Here is a 20,257-nt window from a genome sequence, read left to right as displayed (position 1 = left end):
CGTCACCGCTTATACTCTTAATATTGATAGTTAATGTGCTGATAAAAACGCACACGTAAATCTTGGCGAGTCGGATTAAACGCCAGCTCGTCAGTAACTTCATTTATCGCACTTTGCACTTGATTCATAAACTTACCATAACCAATGTCATGCTTGTCTTTATCAGCTGCGGCAATCACAAAATGTAGTGAATCTACAAGTTGATCAGCATCCCAGTACTGTTGTAATTGCACTTGCTCAGAGCTGCAATCAAAGGTTAGCTTTTGCAGTTCGCTGTTACTTTGTGCGTTATCAATATTGCTATTACGAACAATAGGGCGGGTACCGTTAGCGATAAAAGCACCGAGTGTTAAGCCGCGTTTATCACATGCTCGTTTGAACGCATCAAAGATATATTGATAAAACTGCGTATAATTCTCTTCATTCAACATATGCTGAAATTGCGTTTTAATGGCACGAGTTACTGGAATCGAAAACCCAGCGTATGTCATCTCACTGTGTTCATTTGGCACATGACATTGGCGAGACTGGTAACGTGGGTATAAGCTACGTAATTTATAGCCATAGCTTTCTTTGTGACCTTTTGCTTTAGCAAATAAATCATAAGTTAGGTGTTGGTGGTCACGAATTTTAAGAGGTGGTTGGCCGCTTAGAAGCTTTTCTTGTAGTGAGTTGATCACTCTTTGCACATTATGATGAAAACTAGCCGCATGAGCGCGAATATCTTCACCGGTCGCTAAGAATAATAAACGAATTTTTTTGCATTTTTGCTCACCATCAGCAAATACATTATGTGCTTCATGGTATTGTGGGTTATAGAAAAACAAAATTTGCTTAGCGGTTTCTAAGCTATATGCCTCATCATGGTAACGAACCACTGGCAGTTTATCGTTGGCGATTAAGTGTACATTATGTAATTCATACTCATCACATAGTGCAAATAACTCCCTTGCAAGACGCTTATAAGCACAGCTCACGTTGGTGAACTGGGCAAAAAACTCATCAGTAGGTTTAAATTCAACTAACACATACTGGTTTGCACGTGCTGAGCTTGGAATATAGACTCGATGTTGATTGAGCGAAGCCATCTTTTTTCCTTATTGGTAGTGAAACTGACGGCACTATATCGCTAGTCAATGATCATTTTATTGCGTTAGAACAATTTTTTTACCGATTTTGTCCAGTCTGTGAACTATGTATTCAACAATCGACGTAATATCTTCAATAAACATGATGCAACCACTGTATGTTAGAGTTTGTTTTTGTAATAATGCATTAGTTTTGTCACCATGCAATATTCAGAGGATTATGCTCCTATGGCGGAAATTGAGAATCGCCCAAGTAACTTTATTAGAACGCGTATCGACGAAGATCTAGCAAGCGGTAAGCATGCGTCTACACACACGCGTTTTCCACCAGAACCAAACGGTTTTTTACACATTGGTCATGCAAAGTCTATTTGTTTGAATTTTGGTATCGCCCAAGATTATCAAGGTCTTTGTAACTTACGTTTTGATGATACGAATCCAGAAAAAGAAGACATCAACTACGTAAATTCGATTAAAGAAGATGTGCAGTGGTTAGGTTTCCAGTGGGATGGTGAAATTAAGTATTCATCTAACTATTTCGATGCGCTATATGGCTATGCTGTTGAGCTTATCGAAAAAGGCCTAGCATATGTGTGTTTCTTATCGCCAGATCAAGCCCGTGAATACCGTGGTACTTTAAAAGAGCCGGGTAAAAACAGCCCATACCGTGATACGCCAGTTGAAGAAAACCTAGCGCTATTTGAAAAAATGCGTAATGGCGAGTTCAAAGAAGGCGAATGTGTACTGCGTGCTAAAATCGATATGGCAAGCTCATTCATGGTATTGCGTGATCCAATTTTATACCGTGTACGTTTTGCTCATCACCACCAAACCGGCGACAAGTGGTGCATTTACCCAATGTACGACTTCACGCACTGTATTTCAGATGCGCTAGAAGGTATTACACATTCATTATGTACGCTTGAGTTCCAGGATAACCGTCGTTTATACGATTGGGTACTAGATAACATCAGCCTTGAGTGTCATCCGCAACAAATCGAGTTCTCACGATTAAATCTTGAGTACACCATTATGTCTAAGCGTAAATTAAACGACTTAGTGGTAAATGGTCATGTTGAAGGCTGGGACGACCCACGTATGCCAACGATTGCTGGTCTACGTCGTCGTGGTTATACACCTGCATCAGTGCGTGAGTTCTGTTCTCGTATCGGTATCACTAAACAAGAAAACATGGTTGAAATGGGCATGCTAGAAGCTTGTATCCGTGAAGACCTAAATGAACATGCACCTCGTGCAATGGCTGTTCTTGATCCGGTGAAGATTGTTATCGAAAACTATGACGCAGATAAAGTAGAAACATTGTCTGTAGCAAATCACCCGAATAAAGAAGAGATGGGTCGCCGTGACGTACCTTTCACTCGTGAACTTTATATCGAGCGTGAAGACTTCCGTGAAGAAGCAAACAATAAGTTTAAGCGTTTAGTTCTTGATAAAGAAGTACGTTTACGTGGTGCTTATGTAATTAAAGCTGAGCGCGTTGAAAAAGACGAAAACGGCGAAATTACGACTATCTTCTGCTCTTACGATCCTGAAACTTTGGGTAAAAACCCAAGTGATGGCCGTAAGGTTAAAGGTGTAATTCACTGGGTATCAGCGAGTGAATCTATCACAGCTGAAGTTCGTTTATACGACCGTTTATTTAACGTACCAAACCCAGCGGCAGCAGAAGACTTTAACGCAACACTAAACCCTGAATCACTTGTGGTTCTTGAAAATGCGAAAGTTGAGCCGTCACTTGCAAATGCACAAGCAGAGCAGGGCTTCCAGTTTGAGCGTACAGGTTACTTCTGTCGTGATAGCAAAGCAGAAACCTTAGTATTCAATCAAACTGTGGGTCTTCGTGATTCATGGGCGAAGATTGAACAAAAGGGCTAATACCTAATCTACTAAGTTTCTAAGCTTAATAAAAAACCCTTTCACTTTTAAAGTGAAAGGGTTTTTTATATCTATTAAAAGCGATTAGAAATAACCGCGAATACCTAAGCTGAAGTTACGACCAGGTAGTGGTGCTTTTTCTTTAATGAATGAGCTGTGTACGAAACCAAGTTCATCGGTTAAGTTGTCAACATTAATATAAAGCTGTGTATCAACAGGACCTAAGTCAAGTTGGTAGTTAGCTGATGCATCAAATAGGGTATAACCGTCAGTTTTTGTCTCGTAAGCAGTAATGTCAGACTGCTCAAAATAATGAGTACCGGTTAGGCTAAACTTCCAATCAGACACTGTGTACTGTAATTCAGAACCCAGTTTATTAGCCGGAATACGAGGTAAGTAACCTTCATCATCTTTTAGCTTAGCCGTTGTTGAATCACCAAACACTTTAACTAACGCACTTGGCGTCACTTGATAATGTACGTCAAATTCAATACCGTATAATTTCGCATCTTTACTTGTGAATTGGTAAACCGCCATTGCATCTTCATCTGCATCAGCTGCTGATTCTAAGCCATGCTCTTCATCAAAAACTAAACCGGTATTTTGCTGGTAGTAGTAGTTTTCAATGTCGTTATAGAAGAAGTTAACTGTGTAACCAAAGTCACCAATAAAACGACGGAAACTTAAATCAAAGTTAGTTGCAGTTTCTTGCTTGATATCTTCTGGCTCAAAATGAATTTCGCCATCTTCAATATGATAACCAAGGCCTAGCTCATAAGTACCTGTTGCGATATGAATACCGTTTGAAAGTAATTCAGCACTTAGCGGCGCACGTTCTGAACGTGATACACTCAGAGCAACACTTTGGCCTTCTTGATATTGCCAAATTGCACCTGCAGATAAGCTTAGATTTGTGAAATCTTCACTGTAGTTAATTATTTCAGCTTCTTCTTCGTCATGGTGCTCTTCTTCCTCTTCATGATCGTGATCATGATGATGCTCAGCCATGCTTACAGCAGAATCGATTTGATAATCTTCAAGGCGTGCACCTAGCTCAATGGTCACATCACCAAACTGGCGCTCTTCAAGAACGAATAACGCGTTTGTTTTAGTGACACTTGCTGGCGTAAAGGCTTCTTCACCATCTGCATCATAGTCAGACTCAGTGTAGTGATAACCAGCCATACCGTGCCAAAGGCCTAACTTGTGCTCAACGGTTGCACGTGCTTCGGTTGTTTTGTTTGTAAACACGGTGCCCACTGCACCATCTTCGATTTCAGCGTGTTTGTAGTCTGTGTAGCCAACGCGTAGTGAGATATTTTCAATCCAGTTATCATGAAGTGCATAGCTCATGTAGCCTTGCCAGCGATCTTGCTCTAGCTGTGCAAATACTGATTCTTCGTGCTCTTCTTCACCTTCATGTTCGTCATGATCTTCCTCTTCTTCATGATGATGATGCTCATGAGCAGGAATACCATAATCTGTTTCGATGCGGCCGTATGACACACCTAGCGTTAGATGATCGCCCACGTAACTAGTACCAAAGTTAACTGTTTGGCTATCAATAAAGGTGTTTTCTACGCTGTTAGCTGTTTCGTGTTCTTTATGTTCTTCATGTTCTTCACCTTCATGCTCTTCATGTTCCTCAGGAAGCTCAAAGTTCGGTGTGTCGTAATCGTGACCTTTGCGCTTAGTACCGTCAAAATGGAAGTTGAAACCATCGTTACCGGTTTCAAGTTTTGCAGCATAGGTGTTGGTATTAGATACTGTATCGTGTGTATATTGAGCAGCACCGGTTAAAGACTCGATGTTATCGGTAGGAATACGGTTATCAACAACGTTCACCACACCACCGATAGCGCCAGAGCCATAAAGTAGAGTAGCAGGGCCGCGAAGTACTTCGATTTGCTCTGCTGCTAGGCTGTCATTTGATGTTGCGTGGTCAGGGCCTATACGAGATGCATCACTGCTATCAAGGCCATTTTGGGTGATCTTCACACGCGGACCATCTAAACCACGAATAATTGGGCTTGATGAAACTGGGCCAAAGTAGCTAGCATTAACGCCCGGTAAACCTTTTAGTGTTTCGCCTAATGTCGGTTTTGCTTTGTCTTTTAACTCATCACCGGCTAAAACATTCACAGGCGAAATCATTTCAAGACTATTTTTATGAAGCGCTGATGCATAAACAACAACCGTTTCAACTGAGGTTGGTGTAAGCGTAACCACAACATTTTGGTCTTCGCCATTAATAGCAATACGCTTATCGATGAAATTGTTTTTACTGATGTGAAGCTGGCCTTTATTGTCTACATCAATTTTAAACTGACCTTGTTTGTCAGTCACAACGCTTTGTGATTTGCCGTGTACATGTATTTCAGCATTGCTGATAGGTTGTTGGTTTTTATCTAATACTTGACCTGTGATCACAGCAGCCATTGTTGATTGAGAAAACAGCGCAGCGGCAACAGCACTAGAAAGAATTGAAACTTGTTTCATCATTACTACTTCTAAGTTTGTTGTTGAGTGTTGCGTTATATTATAACGCTGAAAATATTAATCGCAATAACGTTATACTATAACTTTACCTATACCTTAACCCTAAGTCGCGATTTTATCACCATACACTATACTTAGACTGTTACACTGAGATGGCTGAATCTTATGTCTGATAAAAATAGGGTATTCAAAGCAAATTTTACTATTGCTGATTTAAGAGAGCATCGTAATCACAAAGAGGTGTTTACCACTGCTTGTGACCGTCGTGAAAGCTATCAACACTTTGTACTCAAGCTTTTAAGTTATTGCTTATTTTCACACAACGAAACAGCCATATTGAATGCAAGGTTCAGTCATGCTGAACCGGATGTGTCAATAAAAGCGCTTGATGACCACTATCAAACATGGCTTGCTGTTGACCAACCGGATATTGTGCAGCTTAATAAAATCGCGAAGCGGGTTGATGAACTGTGGGTCGTGACAACCTTAAACAACGACTGGCTTAAAGAAAATGAACACCAGTTGGAACTTATTAATAATGGTCATTTAATTGCGTTTGATAACAGCTTTATTGAGGAATTAGCGAGTCATCTAACTAAAAATCTGCAGTGGGATGTTACGATTGATCAGCAAATGGTGAGTGTGTCAGATAAAGAAAATTTCTACCAAACGAGTAAGCTTATTTGGCATTAAAGCTCAATTTTTACCTTGCCATTGGGTTTACTACAACACAGCAATACTTCACCAGTTCTGACAAAAGCAAGCGGTTCTTGATTGTAGCTCACATCACCTTCGACTAATTTTGCACGGCATGCGCCACAATAACCTTCACGGCATTGGTAGGGGACATCTATTTTGTGTTGTTCTAGGCATTCAAGGAGAGATGAACAGCCAGAATCAAATTCAAGATTCTGGCTGTCTGTTCCTGCAAGGATAACCTCTGCAGTGGTGTTTGAGCTCATTACAGGTCGAAGTCACCAAAGTCAGATGCGTCAACTTGAGAGTCAATTTGACCAACAAGGTAAGAGCTGATTTCAGCTTCTTGTGGCGCAACTTGAACGTTGTCAGATACTAACCAAGAGTTGATCCACGGAATCGGGTTACTCTTACTTTCGAACTGTGCTGGTAGGCCTACCGCAGTCATACGTGCATTAGTTATGTATTCAACGTATTGGCATAAGATATCTTTGTTAAGACCAATCATAGAACCATCCTTGAACAGGTATTCTGCCCAATCTTTTTCTTGTTCTGCTGCTTCAACAAACATCTGAATTGCTTCTTCACGACATTGTGCTGCAACGATTGCCATTTCTGGGTCGTCTTTACCTTCTTGCATAATGTTCAAGATGTGCTGTGTGCCAGATAAGTGTAGCGCTTCATCACGGGCGATTAGCTTGATGATTTTTGCATTACCTTCCATCAACTCACGCTCAGCGAAAGCAAATGAACAAGCAAAACTTACATAGAAACGAATCGCTTCTAAGATGTTAACCGACATCATTGCAAGGTAAAGTTGCTTTTTAAGGTCAAACAAGCTGACTTTAACTTCTTCACCGTTGATCACATGTTTACCTTCACCATATAGGTTGTAAACAGAAATCATGTTAATTAAATCATCGTAGTACTTAGTTACCGCATCAGCACGCTCACTGATTTTTTCGTTGCTTACGATATCATCAAAGATAAGTTCAGGAGATTGCGTAACGTTACGAATAATGTGCGTGTATGAACGGCTGTGAATGGTTTCACTAAACGCCCATGTTTCAATCCAAGTTTCTAACTCAGGAATAGACACAATTGGTAATAACGCAACGTTAGGTGAACGGCCTTGTACACTATCAAGAAGCGTTTGATATTTTAAGTTACTTAAAAATATGTGCTTTTCGTGTTCTGGTAACGCTTGGAAGTCAAGACGGTCTTTACTTACATCAACTTCTTCAGGACGCCAAAAGAACGAAAGTTGCTTTTCGATTAGCTTTTCGAAGATAGGGTACTTTTGTTGGTCGTAACGTGACACGTTTACCGTTTGGCCGAAAAACATCGGTTCTTGTAATTGGTTATTATGATTTCGGCTAAAAGTTGTATATGACATAGTGATTTCTCAAAAAACAGTCAGGACAAAGCGGGCTAATGAGCCCGCTTTTGTTATGTTATTAATTTAATTAGATTTTACAAGCGCCGCCTGCACAACCGTCATCTTCTACCTCTGGTGTTAACTCATCTTGAGAGTCTGATGCACCATCACGTGTGTTGTGATAGTACAGGGTTTTAACACCAAGTTTATACGCAGTCAGTAGGTCTTTTAATAGCACCTTCATAGGTACTTTACCGCCTTCGTACTTAGATGGATCATAGTTAGTGTTTGCAGAGATCGTTTGGTCAACGAATTTTTGCATAATACCAACCAGTTGTAGGTAACCATCGTTTGAAGGAATATCCCACAGTAGCTCGTAGTTATCTTTCAGATTCTCATAATCTGGCACTACTTGCTTTAAGATACCATCTTTACTTGCTTTAACGCTGATATGACCACGTGGTGGCTCGATACCATTTGTCGCGTTAGAGATTTGCGATGATGTCTCTGAAGGCATAAGGGCAGATAGCGTTGAGTTACGCATACCGTGCTCTTTAATGCTCTCGCGTAATGAATCCCAATCTAAGTGAAGAGGCTCATCACAGAACTGATCTAGGTCACGTTTGTAAGTATCTGTTGGCATAATGCCTTGAGAATACGTTGTCTCGTTAAATTTAGGACACGCACCACGTTCTTTCGCTAACTCATTTGATGCTTTCATTAGATAATATTGAATTGCTTCAAATGTCTTGTGAGTTAGGGCATTTGCACTGCCATCTGAGTAGCGCTTACCATTTTTTGCTAAGTAGTACGCGTAGTTAATAACACCAATACCTAGCGTGCGACGACCCATAGTCGCGTTTTTCGCCGCAGGAACAGGGTAGTCTTGGAAATCAAGTAAGTTATCAAGGGCACGTACTGCAAGTTCAGCAAGCTCTTCTAATTCGTCAAGTGACTCAATTGCACCTAAGTTAAACGCCGACAGCGTACAAAGTGCAATTTCACCTTCTTCATCCATTACATTGCTAAGTGGCTTAGTTGGTAATGCAATTTCTAAACATAAGTTAGATTGACGAATTGGTGCCACAGTCGAGATGAATGGGCTGTGCGTATTACAGTGGTCAACGTTTTGTAAGTAGATACGACCTGTGCTGGCACGCTCTTGTGCAAACATTGAGAATAACTCAATCGCCTTAATACGTTTTTTACGAATTGACTCGTCTTGCTCGTATTTGATGTATAGCTCATCAAACTTCGCTTGATCTTCAAAGAATGCATCGTATAGACCCGGTACATCTGATGGGCTAAATAATGTGATGTAATCGTCTTTGATTAAACGGCTATACATTAATTTGTTGAACTGCACACCGTAGTCAAGGTGACGTACACGGTTATCATCAACACCACGGTTGTTCTTAAGAACAAGTAGGTTTTCAACTTCTAAGTGCCAAAGTGGGTAGAACAACGTTGCTGCGCCGCCACGAACACCACCTTGTGAACAACTCTTAACCGCTGTTTGGAAGTGCTTATAAAACGGAATACAACCTGTATGGTACGCTTCGCCGTTACGAATAGGGCTACCAAGGGCACGGATGCGACCGGCATTAATACCAATACCTGCACGTTGCGAAACATATTTAACAATCGCAGACGATGTTGCATTAATAGAATCTAGGCTATCACCACATTCAATAAGTACACATGAGCTGAACTGACGTGTAGGGGTACGTACACCTGCCATGATAGGTGTCGGTAATGAAATTTTGAATGTAGATACTGCATCATAAAAACGCTTGATGTAATCAAGGCGTGTCTCTTTTGGATAATCAGAGAATAAGCTTGCAGCAACTAAGATATATAAAAACTGTGCACTTTCGTAGATTTCACCAGTAACACGGTTTTGAACTAAATACTTACCTTCAAGTTGCTTTACAGCAGCGTAGCTGAAGTTTAAGTCACGGTTGTGATCAATGTAAGCATCTAACTCGTCAATTTCTTGCTCGGTATAATCAACAAGTAGGTGTTGATCATAACGCTTGTCTTCAACTAATTTGGTGATGTGATCGTATAAGCGCGGCGGCTCAAATTGACCATATGCTTTTTTACGTAAATGGAATACAGCTAAGCGAGCAGCGAGGTATTGGTAATCAGGCGTATCTTTAGAGATCTGATCAGCTGCAGCTTTGATGATTGTTTCATGAATGTCATCGGTACGAATGCCGTCATAAAATTGAATGTGTGATTTTAATTCAACTTGTGAGACAGACACATTCTCTAGACCTTCTGCGGCCCAAGCGATCACGCGATGGATCTTATCTAGATCAAGTGACTCTTTACGGCCGTCACGTTTGCTTACAGATAGCTGTTGGTTCATAGTTTTGCCTGTATTCCTTGGGAAATTTTAGTTGTAAGACAAAGGTATTCTTTAATGTAATTATTATTATTCAACACCAAGATAAACTAATTGAATAACATTTAGCCACAATATCTGGTGTTGTTTAAATTGCAGATCACAAGATAGTGTGGTCTGAGTTGTTTTGCAAGGGATAGAATTGCCCCAATTTGTGGATAACTATTGGATAAGCGCATTGTGTTAGTAACCATTAACCTTTGAACATTCATAGACGACGAAATTTGTAGAAATCAACAAAAGATCCAGAAAATTTACCGTTTTGAAAAATAAATTTTGACTGATTTTTTTATCATCAATGAATGCTCAAAAGTAAATCAAATCACAATATATGGTGTTTCAATTATCAAATAACACTATATATGGTTTAAACCATCAATCGGCGTTTGCCAATTGAAATCCGCTTGCCAGCCAAGTGCAGCGTCTATACTGGGTATATAACCCCATAACGCTGTTGCGCTGTACATATTGGCCGCTTTTGCAGCTTGAATATCACGTTCAGCATCACCGATGTATAAACAACGGCTCGGATCAACATCTAAGATCTCAGCAGTGTGTAATAGTGGATCCGGTGATGGTTTTGACACAGCTAATGTATCGCCACTCACAACTGCCTTCGCATCACGCAAGGAGGGAATAGCCTGCACTAAGGGCTCAGTTAAAAAGCCGGGCTTATTAGTCATAATGCCCCACTTAATATTGTTTTGCTCAAGTGCAATTAAAAGCTGTTCGATGCCGTTGAAGCATTTACTGTGCACAGCAATATCTTCGGCGTAATAGTCAAGAAGCTGCTGGCGCAAGGCGAGTTGTTCAAGTTCGGGCCATTTATCCCCAAACCCTACTTCTAATAATGCTTTTGCACCGTTAGACGCAGCAGGGCGATAAACATGCTCAGCAACAGGCGCCACATTGGCGTCTGCTAACACGCGGTTTAATGCACCACCTAAGTCATCCGCGGTATCGAGTAGTGTGCCATCTAAATCAAAGATAAACGCATCAAAATCGATAGAGGGTGTTTGCACACCACTCATTAGGCTAGTTTCTCAAAGTGCAGGATGTAATTAACACTTACATCATCATTTAAGCTGTACTGCTTAGAAAACGGGTTATAGTGAAGACCGGTACTGGCGCGTACTTTTAATCCTGCTTCTTCTGCCCATGCAATAAGCTGCGCAGGTTTGATAAACTTTTTATGGTCATGCGTACCTTCAGGCACCATTTTTAAAAGCTTTTCAGCACCGACAATAGCAAACAAGTAGGCTTTTGGTGTTTTATTTAATGTTGAAAAGAACACATCAGCGCCCGGTTTAGCAAGGTCTGCTACAGCACGAATAATAGAAGCAGGGTCTGGAACATGCTCAAGCATTTCCATACAAGTCACTACATCAAAGCGAGCAGGGTGCTCAGCAGCGAATTGCTCTGCAGGTACTTTTATATAATCAACAGGTACGCCTGTTTCTAAACTATGTAACTTAGCAACGGTAAGTGGCTCTTGGCCCATATCGATACCGGTTACTTTAGCGCCCATACGCGCCATACTTTCACTTAAGATGCCGCCACCACAGCCAACATCTAAGGTTTCCTTATCAAATAAGCCGCCTACTTTATCAGCGACAAAATCCAAACGTAGAGGATTTATTTCATGAAGGGGTTTGAACTCTCCGTCGCGGTCCCACCAACGTTCTGCGATGGCTTCAAACTTTGCAATTTCTGCACTATCTACATTTTGATGCTCGGTCATAAAAAACTTCCTCGTTAATCTGAGGCCATTATATAGGGGGAAATTAATAAATCGCAAAGATTTAGCGCCTGTAAATCTAAATAAATTGTGATAGCATGGTCTGGAAATAATAACTAAAGCTCTTAAGACGGCGGTTTGCCTCTTAATGAGTCAATACTGAAGGAATGTGAAATCAAATGACTGATCTCGCCAATGAAATTCTGCCAGTCAATATTGAAGATGAATTAAAAAATTCCTACCTTGATTACGCGATGAGTGTAATCGTAGGACGTGCATTGCCAGACGTACGCGACGGCTTAAAGCCAGTTCACCGCCGCGTTTTATTCGCAATGAACGAACTCAATAATGATTGGAATAAACCTTACAAGAAATCAGCACGTGTTGTTGGTGATGTAATCGGTAAGTACCACCCACATGGCGACAGCGCGGTATATGACACCATCGTTCGTATGGCGCAGCCTTTCTCATTACGCTATATGCTTGTTGACGGCCAAGGTAACTTTGGTTCTGTTGACGGTGACTCTGCGGCAGCAATGCGTTATACGGAAGTCCGTATGGCGAAAATGTCACATGAATTATTAGCTGATTTAGAAAAAGAAACGGTTGATTACGTACCGAACTACGACGGTACTGAGCAAATTCCTGACGTATTACCTACAAAAGTACCTAACTTATTAGTAAATGGTTCTTCGGGTATCGCGGTTGGTATGGCGACGAACATTCCACCTCATAACTTAACAGAAGTTATCAATGGTTGTTTAGCGCTTATTCAAAACCCTGATATGTCAATTGCTGACCTTATTGAATATATCCCAGGTCCAGATTTCCCGACTGCGGCGATTATCAATGGTAAAAAAGGCATTGAGCAAGCGTACTTAACCGGCCGTGGTAAAGTATATATCCGCGCTCGCGCTGAAATCGAAGTTGACGAAAAAACCGGTCGTGAAACAATCATCGTTCACGAAATCCCTTATCAAGTTAACAAAGCACGCCTTATCGAAAAGATCGCAGAGCTTGTTAAAGATAAGAAGATTGAAGGTATTAGCGCACTACGTGACGAATCAGATAAAGACGGTATGCGTATCGTTATCGAAATCAAACGTGGTGATGTTGGTGAAGTAATCTTAAACAACCTATATGCACAAACTCAGTTACAAACTGTGTTTGGTATGAACATGGTTGCACTGGATAACAACCAACCTAAGTGTTTCAACTTAAAAGAAATGCTTGAAGCGTTTATCGTACACCGTCGTGAAGTTGTTACACGTCGTACTGTATTTGATTTACGTAAAGCCCGTGACCGTGCTCACACGCTTGAAGGTTTAGCGATTGCCCTTGCGAATATCGACCCAATTATCGAACTAATTCGTAAGTCACCAACACCAGCAGAAGCAAAAGCGGCACTAACAGCACGTTCTTGGGAACTAGGCACTGTTAAAGCAATGCTTGAAAAAGCAGGTGAAGATAACGTAGCACGTCCTGATTGGTTAGCGGCTGATTTAGGTATCCGTGACGGTCAGTACTATTTATCTGAGCAACAAGCACAAGCAATTCTAGACTTACGTTTACATAAACTAACAGGTCTTGAGCATGAGAAGATCTTAGACGAGTATCAAACACTTCTTGATTTAATTGCTGAGCTTTTACATATTCTTTCAAGCCCAGAGCGTCTAATGGAAGTTATCCGCGATGAGCTAGTAGAAATTAAAGAGCAATATGGTGACGAACGTCGCACTGAAATCAGTGCAGCAGCTCACGATATTAGCCTTGAAGACCTAATCAATGAAGAAGACGTTGTTGTAACGCTTTCTCACGAAGGTTACGTTAAGTATCAACCATTATCGGATTACGAAGCACAGCGTCGTGGTGGTAAAGGTAAGTCAGCAACGAAGATGAAAGATGAAGACTTCATCGAACGTCTATTAGTTGCTAACACGCACGATACAATCTTATGTTTCTCAACAGCAGGTCGCTTATACTGGTTGAAAGTATATCAGTTACCATTAGCAAGCCGTGCAGCGCGTGGTAAGCCAATTGTTAACTTATTACCTCTTGAAGCTGATGAGCGTATTACTGCTATCTTACCAGTACGTGAGTACGAAGAAGATAAATACATCTTCATGGCAACTGCGTTTGGTACAGTTAAGAAAACACCACTTACAGCATACAGCCGTCAACGTGCGAGCGGTATCATCGCTGTTAACCTAAATGAAGGCGATAGCCTAATTGGTGTTGATATCACTGATGGCACGAATGAAATCATGCTATTCACTGATGCTGGTAAAGTTGTTCGCTTTAAAGAAGCAGAAGAGTCAGCAGTTGTTGATGAAAACGGTAACCCAGTTCTAGACGAAAACGGTAACCCAGAAATCCGCTTCAAAGGTGTACGTCCAATGGGTCGTACAGCAACAGGTGTTCGTGGTATTAAGATGGCTGACGACCAACGCGTTGTGTCGTTAATCGTACCTAAGTCAGATGGTGCAATCCTAACTGTGACAGAAAACGGTTACGGTAAGCGTACAGCACTTGAAGATTACCCATCGAAGAGCCGTGCAACACAAGGTGTTGTATCAATCAAAGTAAGCGAACGTAATGGCGCTGTGGTTGGTGCAGTACAAGTTGACGATAACGACGAAATCATGATTATCTCGAATCGCGGTACCTTAGTACGTACCCGTGTAAACGAGGTTTCTACGGTTGGTCGTAATACTCAAGGCGTTATTTTGATACGAACTATTGACGAAGAGCAAGTAGTTGGTTTACAACGTATCGAAGAAATCGAAGTTGATGAGCTAGAAGCCATCGAAGGCGAGGCCGTTGAAGTAGTCGATACCAATACTGAAGAAACGGGTGATAACCCACCTTCAGAATAACATTGATTTAAAAAGCGGCTTCGGCCGCTTTTTTTATCCGCACTATAATTACTGGAATGAGGCAAAGTAATGACTAAGTATAATTTTTGTGCAGGACCGGCAATGCTACCGCCGACAGTTATGCAAAAAGCACAAAAAGAATTTATAGATTGGCAAGGTTTAGGTGTCTCTGTGATGGAAATTAGCCATCGCAGCAGCGACTTTTTAGCGCTTACCACTAAATGTGAAGCAAGCCTGCGTCGTTTAATGAATATTAGCGATGAGTTTGAAGTGTTATTTATGCACGGCGGTGGCCGTGGTCAATTCAGTGCTGTGCCACTGAATCTTCACCTTGATGATAAGCCAGCTGTATACTGTGAAAACGGTGTATGGTCTAAAGGGGCTACTTCAGAAGCGGCAAAATTCACTGCAGTTGAAAGCATCAATGTACGTGATGATGAGCAGCAAAATGGCCAGTTCTCTATAAAACCAGCAAGCAGCTGGGAATTACCTGCTGATGCGTCTTACATTCACTATTGTCCGAATGAAACCGTAGATGGCATTGAAATTTTTGACGTACCATCACACCCATCAGCACCTATTGTGGCTGATATGTCATCGACTATTTTATCGCGCGAGTTTGACGTAAATCAGTTTGATCTTATTTACGCTGGCGCACAAAAGAATATCGGCCCGTCTGGTTTATCGATTGTTATTGTTCGCAAAACGCTTCTTGAGCGTGAAGGTCTTGCAAAGCCAGGTATTCTTGATTACGCCTTAGAAGCAAAACAAGGCAGCATGTATAACACCCCACCGACATTTGCGTGGTACTTAGCTGCTGAAGTATTTGAATGGCTTGAAGCAAATGGCGGCGTTAAAGCGATGGAAGAACAAAACATCGCAAAAGCAGAACTTCTTTACAGCTACATTGATAGCTCAGATTTTTACAGCAACAAAGTTGCTAAGCATTGCCGTTCGCGAATGAACGTACCATTTTGGCTAAACGACGAATCACTGAATGATAAATTCATTAGTGAATCAAAAGAAGTAGGCTTATTAGCCCTTGAAGGCCACCGTATTGTCGGTGGTATGCGCGCAAGCATTTATAATGCGATGCCACTTGAAGGTGTTCAAGCCTTGGTTAATTTTATGGAAAAATTCGCCAAGGAGAACAGCTAATTATGGAACAGCTTCGTCTTGAACCGATTACAAAGGTAAATGGTAGTGTGACACTACCAGGCTCAAAAAGCTTATCAAACCGTATCTTGTTACTAGCTGCTCTTGCAGAGGGCACAACGGTTGTTGAAAACCTACTAGACAGTGATGACATTCGTCACATGTTAGGTGCATTAAATCTTTTAGGGGTAAATGTATCGCTAAATGAAGATAAAACAGTGGCCACCGTAGAGGGTGTTGCAGGTAAATTTAAAACTCCGAGTGAGCCGCTATTTTTAGGTAATGCCGGAACTGCTTATCGTCCACTAACAGCCGTTTTAGCTGCTGTAGAAGGCGAGTACCAGTTAGTGGGTGAGCCTCGTATGGAAGAGCGCCCAATCGGCCATTTGGTAGATGCACTGCAAGTACTGGGTGGTGATGTTGAATACCTTAAGCATAAAGATTATCCACCACTGGCCATAAAAGGCGGCAAAATCAACGGTGGTAAAGTTGAAATTGATGGCAGCATTTCTAGCCAGTTTTTAACAGCGTTACTAATGGCAGCGCCATTATTTAATGGCGATACAGAAATCACCATTAAAGGCACGCTAGTATCAAAGCCATACATTGATATTACCCTAGATGTAATGAAGCGCTTTGGCGTTACTGTAAGCCATGACAATTACGAAACATTTTACGTTAAAGGCTGTCAGCAGTATCAAGCACTTGAGCGCATTATGGTTGAAGGTGATGCATCAAGCGCCTCTTATTTTGTTGCGGCGGCTGCAATAGCAGGTGGCGAAATTGAAATTAACGGGGTAGGTGCGGCATCTGTTCAAGGTGATATTGGTTTTGCCAAAGTTATGGAGCAAGTAGGCGCCAAAATCGATTGGTACGATGAAAAGCTGGTGGTTCGTAAAGGCGAGCTAAACGCGGTTGATATTGATGCCAATGCAATCCCTGATGCGGCAATGACACTCGCCACTGTTGCACTTTTTGCAAAAGGTAAAACAGCAATTCGTAATATCTATAACTGGCGTGTCAAAGAAACAGATCGCTTATATGCCATGGCGACAGAGCTTCGTAAAGTTGGTGCAGAAGTGGTTGAAGGTGAAGATTTCATCGAAATTACACCACCAGACACTTTTAACGATGTAGCGATTGATACCTATAACGATCATCGTATTGCCATGTGTTTTGCAATGGTTGCCGTTGGCGGAAAGCCGATAACCATTAACGATCCTAAGTGTACATACAAAACTTTTCCAACGTTTTTCAAAGTACTAGAGTCTGTCTCAAGTCAATAAAACAGAAGAAAATATAAAAAGTTACATTCTAAATGCGGATCTATTTCAAGAACTGGCGTATAATATCGCGGTTTTATTTTGGTGTGCATTGCAGGAGGTTATAAATGCAGGCGTTATCAATGCCCGTAATCACCATCGATGGCCCAAGTGGTTCAGGTAAAGGAACTGTTTGTCGCTTGTTAGCCGAGAAATTAGGTTGGGATGTATTAGACAGTGGAGCGATTTACCGTGTGCTGTCACTTGCAGCGCTTCATCATCAAATTGAACTAGATGTTGAAGATGCGCTAGTTCCGCTAGCTGCAAACTTAGATGTACAGTTTTTGGTCGATAGCCAAACGCATACTTCTAAAATTGTCTTGGAAGGCGAGGACGTCACAACCACAATTCGTAACGAAGAAGTGGGTGCTGCGGCATCAAAAATTGCTGCATTACCACGGGTGAGAGAAGCATTATTACGTCGTCAACGTGCGTTTCGTACTGAGAGCGGCTTAATTGCCGATGGTCGTGACATGGGAACAGTTGTGTTTCCAGATGCACCATTGAAGATTTATTTAACCGCATCAGCTGAAGAGCGCGCTCGTCGTCGCTTTGCTGAGTTGAACGAACGCGGTCTTGATGTTACACTAAGTGGTCTACTTGAGGACATAAAAGCTCGCGATCACCGTGATATGACGCGTGAAGTTGCGCCGCTTGTTCCTGCAGAAGACGCCATTGAGCTCGATACTAGCGAGCTTAATGCAATGCAAGTGTTTGATAAAGTAGTAACTTTACTCGACGAAGCCGTACTTGCAGGAAAGCTTCCAAAAGCTTAAAAGTAATTTATTAAGGTGCCGGCAGGAAGCCAGTGCTATTTTAACAACCCCATGCAGCATGGTTGCTAATTGGTTATTTAATTATTTAGAGACGTATAATGTCAGAAAATTTTGCGCAGTTATTTGAAGAAAGCCTTAAGGGTTTTGAAGCAGAGCAAGGCTCTATCGTTAAAGGTACTGTTATCTCAATCGAGAACAACATCGTACTTGTTGATGCTGGTCTTAAATCTGAAAGTGCAATCCCTGCTGAGCAATTCAAAAATGCTGCTGGTGAACTAGAAGTTGCTGTTGGCGACGAAGTAGATGTTGCTTTAGACGCAATCGAAGACGGTTTCGGTGAAACTATCCTTTCTCGTGAGAAAGCGAAGCGTCACGAAGCGTGGATCCGCTTAGAAAAAGCATGTGAAGAGCAAGAGACTGTTACTGGTGTTATCAACGGTAAAGTTAAAGGCGGTTTCACTGTTGAAGTTGATTCAATCCGTGCCTTCCTACCTGGTTCACTTGTTGATGTTCGTCCAGTACGTGACACAACTCACCTTGAAGGTAAAGAGCTTGAGTTCAAAGTAATCAAGCTTGACCAAAAACGTAACAACGTTGTTGTTTCTCGCCGTGCAGTTATCGAATCAGAGAACTCACAAGAGCGTGAAGAACTTCTTGCTAACCTTGTTGAAGGTCAAGAAGTTAAAGGTATCGTTAAGAACCTTACTGACTACGGTGCGTTCGTTGACCTTGGTGGTGTTGACGGTCTACTACACATCACAGACATGGCGTGGAAGCGTGTTAAGCACCCTTCAGAAATCGTTAATGTTGGCGACGAAATCGCAGTTAAAGTTCTTAAATTCGACAAAGAAAAGACTCGTGTATCTCTAGGCCTTAAACAGCTTGGCGAAGATCCATGGGCAGCTATCGCTGGTCGTTACCCAGAAGGTTCTAAACTTTCTGGTCGTGTAACTAACCTTACTGACTACGGTTGTTTCGTTGAAATCGAAGAAGGCGTAGAAGGTCTTGTACACGTTTCTGAAATGGATTGGACTAACAAGAACATCCACCCTTCAAAAGTTGTTTCACTAGGTGACACTGTTGAAGTTATGGTTCTTGAAATCGACGAAGAGCGTCGTCGTATTTCTCTTGGTCTTAAGCAATGTATTGCTAACCCATGGCAAGAATTTGCTCGTCTACAAAACAAAGGCGACCAAGTTACTGGTAAGATCAAATCAATCACTGACTTCGGTATCTTCATCGGTCTTGAAGGCGGTATTGACGGTCTTGTACACCTTTCAGACATTTCTTGGAACACGCCAGGCGAAGAAGCTGTACGTGAATTCAAGAAAGGCGACGAAATCACTGCTATCGTATTACAAGTTGACCCAGAGCGTGAGCGTATCTCTCTAGGTGTTAAACAAATCGAAGCTGACCCATTCAATAACTACCTGGACGCAAACAAAAAAGGTGCTATTGTTAAAGGTAAAGTGACTGAAGTTGATGCGAAAGGCGCAACTGTTGAGCTAATCGAAGGCGTTGAAGGTTACATCCGTGTAGCTGATATCGCTCAAGAGCGTGTTGAAGATGCTACTACTGTAGTTTCTGCAGGCGACGAAATCGAAGCGAAATACGTTGGTGTTGATCGTAAGAACCGCACTTTAAGCTTATCTGTTAAAGCTCTTTTCGAAGCAGAAGAGAAAGAAGTACTAGAGAAGCTTAAGAAAGAAGAGCCAGCGTTCGAAAACGCTATGGCTGCAGCATTCAAAAATGCTCAAAAAGACTAATATCTAGTCTTTTAAAATTGGAAGGGCAGTTTTGCCCTTCCTTTACCACTCTTTAAGGAAACGCTATGACTAAGTCAGAATTGATAGAACAACTTGCCGAGCAACACGCACACATCCCTGTGAAAGATGTTGAAAATGCCGTTAAAGAAATTCTTGAACAAATGGCCGGTTCATTATCTAGCTCAGATCGCATCGAGATCCGTGGCTTTGGAAGTTTCTCATTGCATTATCGTTCTCCTCGCACAGGTCGTAATCCAAAGACTGGCGAAACAGTTGAGTTAGACGGTAAGCACGTACCACATTTTAAACCAGGTAAAGAATTACGTGACCGCGTAAATGCGAGTATTGCCTAGTTTTATACAGGAGTAGTTACTTGTTTAGGGTATTAAAAATTGTATTAATTGCGCTGTGTTTATTTATTGCGTTTGTACTTGGTTCACAGAATCCACAATTGGTGCAAATCAATTATTTAATCGCGAGTAATACTTTGCCCTTAGCTGTAGTAATAAGTATCTGCTTTATTTTAGGTGTCGCAATTGGTTGTTTTATAAGCTTTACACTGTTTTCTCAGTTAAAGTGGCAAAATTATCGCTTAAAGAAAAAATTAGCGCCTGAAAAAAACAATAAAAAGCTTGTTGCTAATAAAGACACCTAATC

General features: G+C 41.5%; 16 protein-coding genes. 9 read left to right on the top strand and 7 right to left on the bottom strand.

Features of this window, described 5'->3' with window-relative positions; genetic code table 11:
• Positions 1–17: 17 nt before the first annotated feature.
• A complete protein-coding gene (locus L1266_RS01735; protein ID WP_166340237.1) occupies positions 18–1,088 on the bottom strand; it encodes a DUF3083 family protein in 1,071 nt (356 codons plus the stop codon).
• 228 nt (positions 1,089–1,316) lie between these two features.
• On the opposite strand from L1266_RS01735, the gene glnS reads away from it, so the two are divergent.
• On the top strand, positions 1,317–2,984 hold the full coding sequence (gene glnS, locus L1266_RS01730) for a glutamine--tRNA ligase (RefSeq protein WP_235376687.1): 1,668 nt from the start codon (positions 1,317–1,319) through the stop codon (positions 2,982–2,984).
• Positions 2,985–3,068: 84 nt separating this feature from the next.
• On the opposite strand, the gene L1266_RS01725 is transcribed toward glnS, so the two are convergent.
• A complete protein-coding gene (locus tag L1266_RS01725) occupies positions 3,069–5,483 on the bottom strand; it encodes a TonB-dependent receptor (RefSeq protein ID WP_235376995.1) in 2,415 nt (804 codons plus the stop codon).
• 165 nt (positions 5,484–5,648) lie between these two features.
• Between L1266_RS01725 and L1266_RS01720 the strand changes: the two genes are divergently transcribed.
• Entirely contained in the window at positions 5,649–6,176 is a 528-nt protein-coding gene (locus L1266_RS01720; protein WP_054551360.1) for a YaeQ family protein, read from the top strand.
• On the opposite strand, the gene yfaE is transcribed toward L1266_RS01720, so the two are convergent.
• The 5 genes from yfaE to ubiG form a co-directional block, all read right to left on the bottom strand.
• Positions 6,173–6,445, bottom strand: a complete 273-nt coding sequence (gene yfaE / locus L1266_RS01715) for a class I ribonucleotide reductase maintenance protein YfaE (RefSeq protein ID WP_054551359.1) — start codon at positions 6,443–6,445, stop codon at positions 6,173–6,175. The two genes, L1266_RS01720 and yfaE, sit on opposite strands and share 4 nt — an antisense overlap.
• Positions 6,445–7,575 (bottom strand): class Ia ribonucleoside-diphosphate reductase subunit beta, encoded by a 1,131-nt coding sequence (gene nrdB / locus L1266_RS01710; RefSeq protein ID WP_054551358.1) that lies wholly within the window; start codon positions 7,573–7,575, stop codon positions 6,445–6,447. Before nrdB ends, yfaE begins: the two co-directional genes overlap by 1 nt.
• 70 nt (positions 7,576–7,645) lie before the next feature.
• Positions 7,646–9,931 (bottom strand): class 1a ribonucleoside-diphosphate reductase subunit alpha, encoded by a 2,286-nt coding sequence (gene nrdA / locus L1266_RS01705; protein WP_054551357.1) that lies wholly within the window; start codon positions 9,929–9,931, stop codon positions 7,646–7,648.
• Positions 9,932–10,323: 392 nt separating this feature from the next.
• A complete protein-coding gene (locus tag L1266_RS01700) occupies positions 10,324–10,998 on the bottom strand; it encodes an HAD family hydrolase (protein ID WP_199529665.1) in 675 nt (224 codons plus the stop codon).
• Entirely contained in the window at positions 10,998–11,708 is a 711-nt protein-coding gene (gene ubiG / locus L1266_RS01695; RefSeq protein ID WP_235376685.1) for a bifunctional 2-polyprenyl-6-hydroxyphenol methylase/3-demethylubiquinol 3-O-methyltransferase UbiG, read from the bottom strand. Before ubiG ends, L1266_RS01700 begins: the two co-directional genes overlap by 1 nt.
• A gap of 176 nt (positions 11,709–11,884) precedes the next feature.
• Here ubiG and gyrA point away from each other — a divergent pair, with 176 nt between their 5' ends.
• The 7 genes from gyrA to L1266_RS01660 all read left to right on the top strand — a co-directional run bounded on the left by gyrA (position 11,885) and on the right by L1266_RS01660 (position 20,255).
• Positions 11,885–14,581 (top strand): DNA topoisomerase (ATP-hydrolyzing) subunit A, encoded by a 2,697-nt coding sequence (gene gyrA / locus L1266_RS01690; RefSeq protein ID WP_138600685.1) that lies wholly within the window; start codon positions 11,885–11,887, stop codon positions 14,579–14,581.
• A 69-nt stretch (positions 14,582–14,650) separates the two neighbouring features.
• A complete protein-coding gene (serC, locus tag L1266_RS01685) occupies positions 14,651–15,739 on the top strand; it encodes a 3-phosphoserine/phosphohydroxythreonine transaminase (RefSeq protein ID WP_235376684.1) in 1,089 nt (362 codons plus the stop codon).
• 2 nt (positions 15,740–15,741) lie between these two features.
• Positions 15,742–17,022: a 3-phosphoshikimate 1-carboxyvinyltransferase gene (gene aroA, locus L1266_RS01680; protein ID WP_235376683.1), complete on the top strand. Its 1,281-nt coding sequence runs from the start codon at positions 15,742–15,744 to the stop codon at positions 17,020–17,022.
• A gap of 104 nt (positions 17,023–17,126) precedes the next feature.
• Entirely contained in the window at positions 17,127–17,834 is a 708-nt protein-coding gene (cmk, locus tag L1266_RS01675) for a (d)CMP kinase (protein WP_235376682.1), read from the top strand.
• Positions 17,835–17,932: 98 nt separating this feature from the next.
• Complete coding sequence (gene rpsA, locus L1266_RS01670) at positions 17,933–19,600, top strand: 30S ribosomal protein S1 (RefSeq protein ID WP_054551350.1); 1,668 nt, start codon at positions 17,933–17,935, stop codon at positions 19,598–19,600.
• A gap of 65 nt (positions 19,601–19,665) precedes the next feature.
• Positions 19,666–19,953 (top strand): integration host factor subunit beta, encoded by a 288-nt coding sequence (ihfB, locus tag L1266_RS01665; protein ID WP_036968575.1) that lies wholly within the window; start codon positions 19,666–19,668, stop codon positions 19,951–19,953.
• Positions 19,954–19,973: 20 nt separating this feature from the next.
• Positions 19,974–20,255, top strand: a complete 282-nt coding sequence (locus L1266_RS01660) for a lipopolysaccharide assembly protein LapA domain-containing protein (RefSeq protein WP_054551349.1) — start codon at positions 19,974–19,976, stop codon at positions 20,253–20,255.
• Positions 20,256–20,257 lie beyond the last annotated feature (2 nt).

Source organism: Pseudoalteromonas sp. Cn5-37 (genome assembly GCF_021532495.1).
In the GTDB taxonomy this organism is placed as follows: domain Bacteria; phylum Pseudomonadota; class Gammaproteobacteria; order Enterobacterales; family Alteromonadaceae; genus Pseudoalteromonas; species Pseudoalteromonas simplex.
Note: the sequence above shows the minus strand (reverse complement) of the source record. Positions and strands in the feature narration are given on the sequence as shown.

Excerpts from the sequence above, each read along its gene's own strand:
- L1266_RS01720 (WP_054551360.1), top strand. The coding sequence starts at position 5,649 with ATGTCTGATAAAAATAGGGTATTCAAAGCAAATTTTACTATTGCTGAT.
- nrdB (WP_054551358.1), bottom strand. The coding sequence starts at position 7,575 with ATGTCATATACAACTTTTAGCCGAAATCATAATAACCAATTACAAGAA.
- L1266_RS01735 (WP_166340237.1), bottom strand. The coding sequence starts at position 1,088 with ATGGCTTCGCTCAATCAACATCGAGTCTATATTCCAAGCTCAGCACGT.
- aroA (WP_235376683.1), top strand. The coding sequence starts at position 15,742 with ATGGAACAGCTTCGTCTTGAACCGATTACAAAGGTAAATGGTAGTGTG.
- gyrA (WP_138600685.1), top strand. The coding sequence starts at position 11,885 with ATGACTGATCTCGCCAATGAAATTCTGCCAGTCAATATTGAAGATGAA.
- L1266_RS01725 (WP_235376995.1), bottom strand. The coding sequence starts at position 5,483 with ATGAAACAAGTTTCAATTCTTTCTAGTGCTGTTGCCGCTGCGCTGTTT.
- ihfB (WP_036968575.1), top strand. The coding sequence starts at position 19,666 with ATGACTAAGTCAGAATTGATAGAACAACTTGCCGAGCAACACGCACAC.
- serC (WP_235376684.1), top strand. The coding sequence starts at position 14,651 with ATGACTAAGTATAATTTTTGTGCAGGACCGGCAATGCTACCGCCGACA.
- L1266_RS01700 (WP_199529665.1), bottom strand. The coding sequence starts at position 10,998 with ATGAGTGGTGTGCAAACACCCTCTATCGATTTTGATGCGTTTATCTTT.
- nrdA (WP_054551357.1), bottom strand. The coding sequence starts at position 9,931 with ATGAACCAACAGCTATCTGTAAGCAAACGTGACGGCCGTAAAGAGTCA.
- yfaE (WP_054551359.1), bottom strand. The coding sequence starts at position 6,445 with ATGAGCTCAAACACCACTGCAGAGGTTATCCTTGCAGGAACAGACAGC.
- rpsA (WP_054551350.1), top strand. The coding sequence starts at position 17,933 with ATGTCAGAAAATTTTGCGCAGTTATTTGAAGAAAGCCTTAAGGGTTTT.
- cmk (WP_235376682.1), top strand. The coding sequence starts at position 17,127 with ATGCAGGCGTTATCAATGCCCGTAATCACCATCGATGGCCCAAGTGGT.
- ubiG (WP_235376685.1), bottom strand. The coding sequence starts at position 11,708 with ATGACCGAGCATCAAAATGTAGATAGTGCAGAAATTGCAAAGTTTGAA.
- glnS (WP_235376687.1), top strand. The coding sequence starts at position 1,317 with ATGGCGGAAATTGAGAATCGCCCAAGTAACTTTATTAGAACGCGTATC.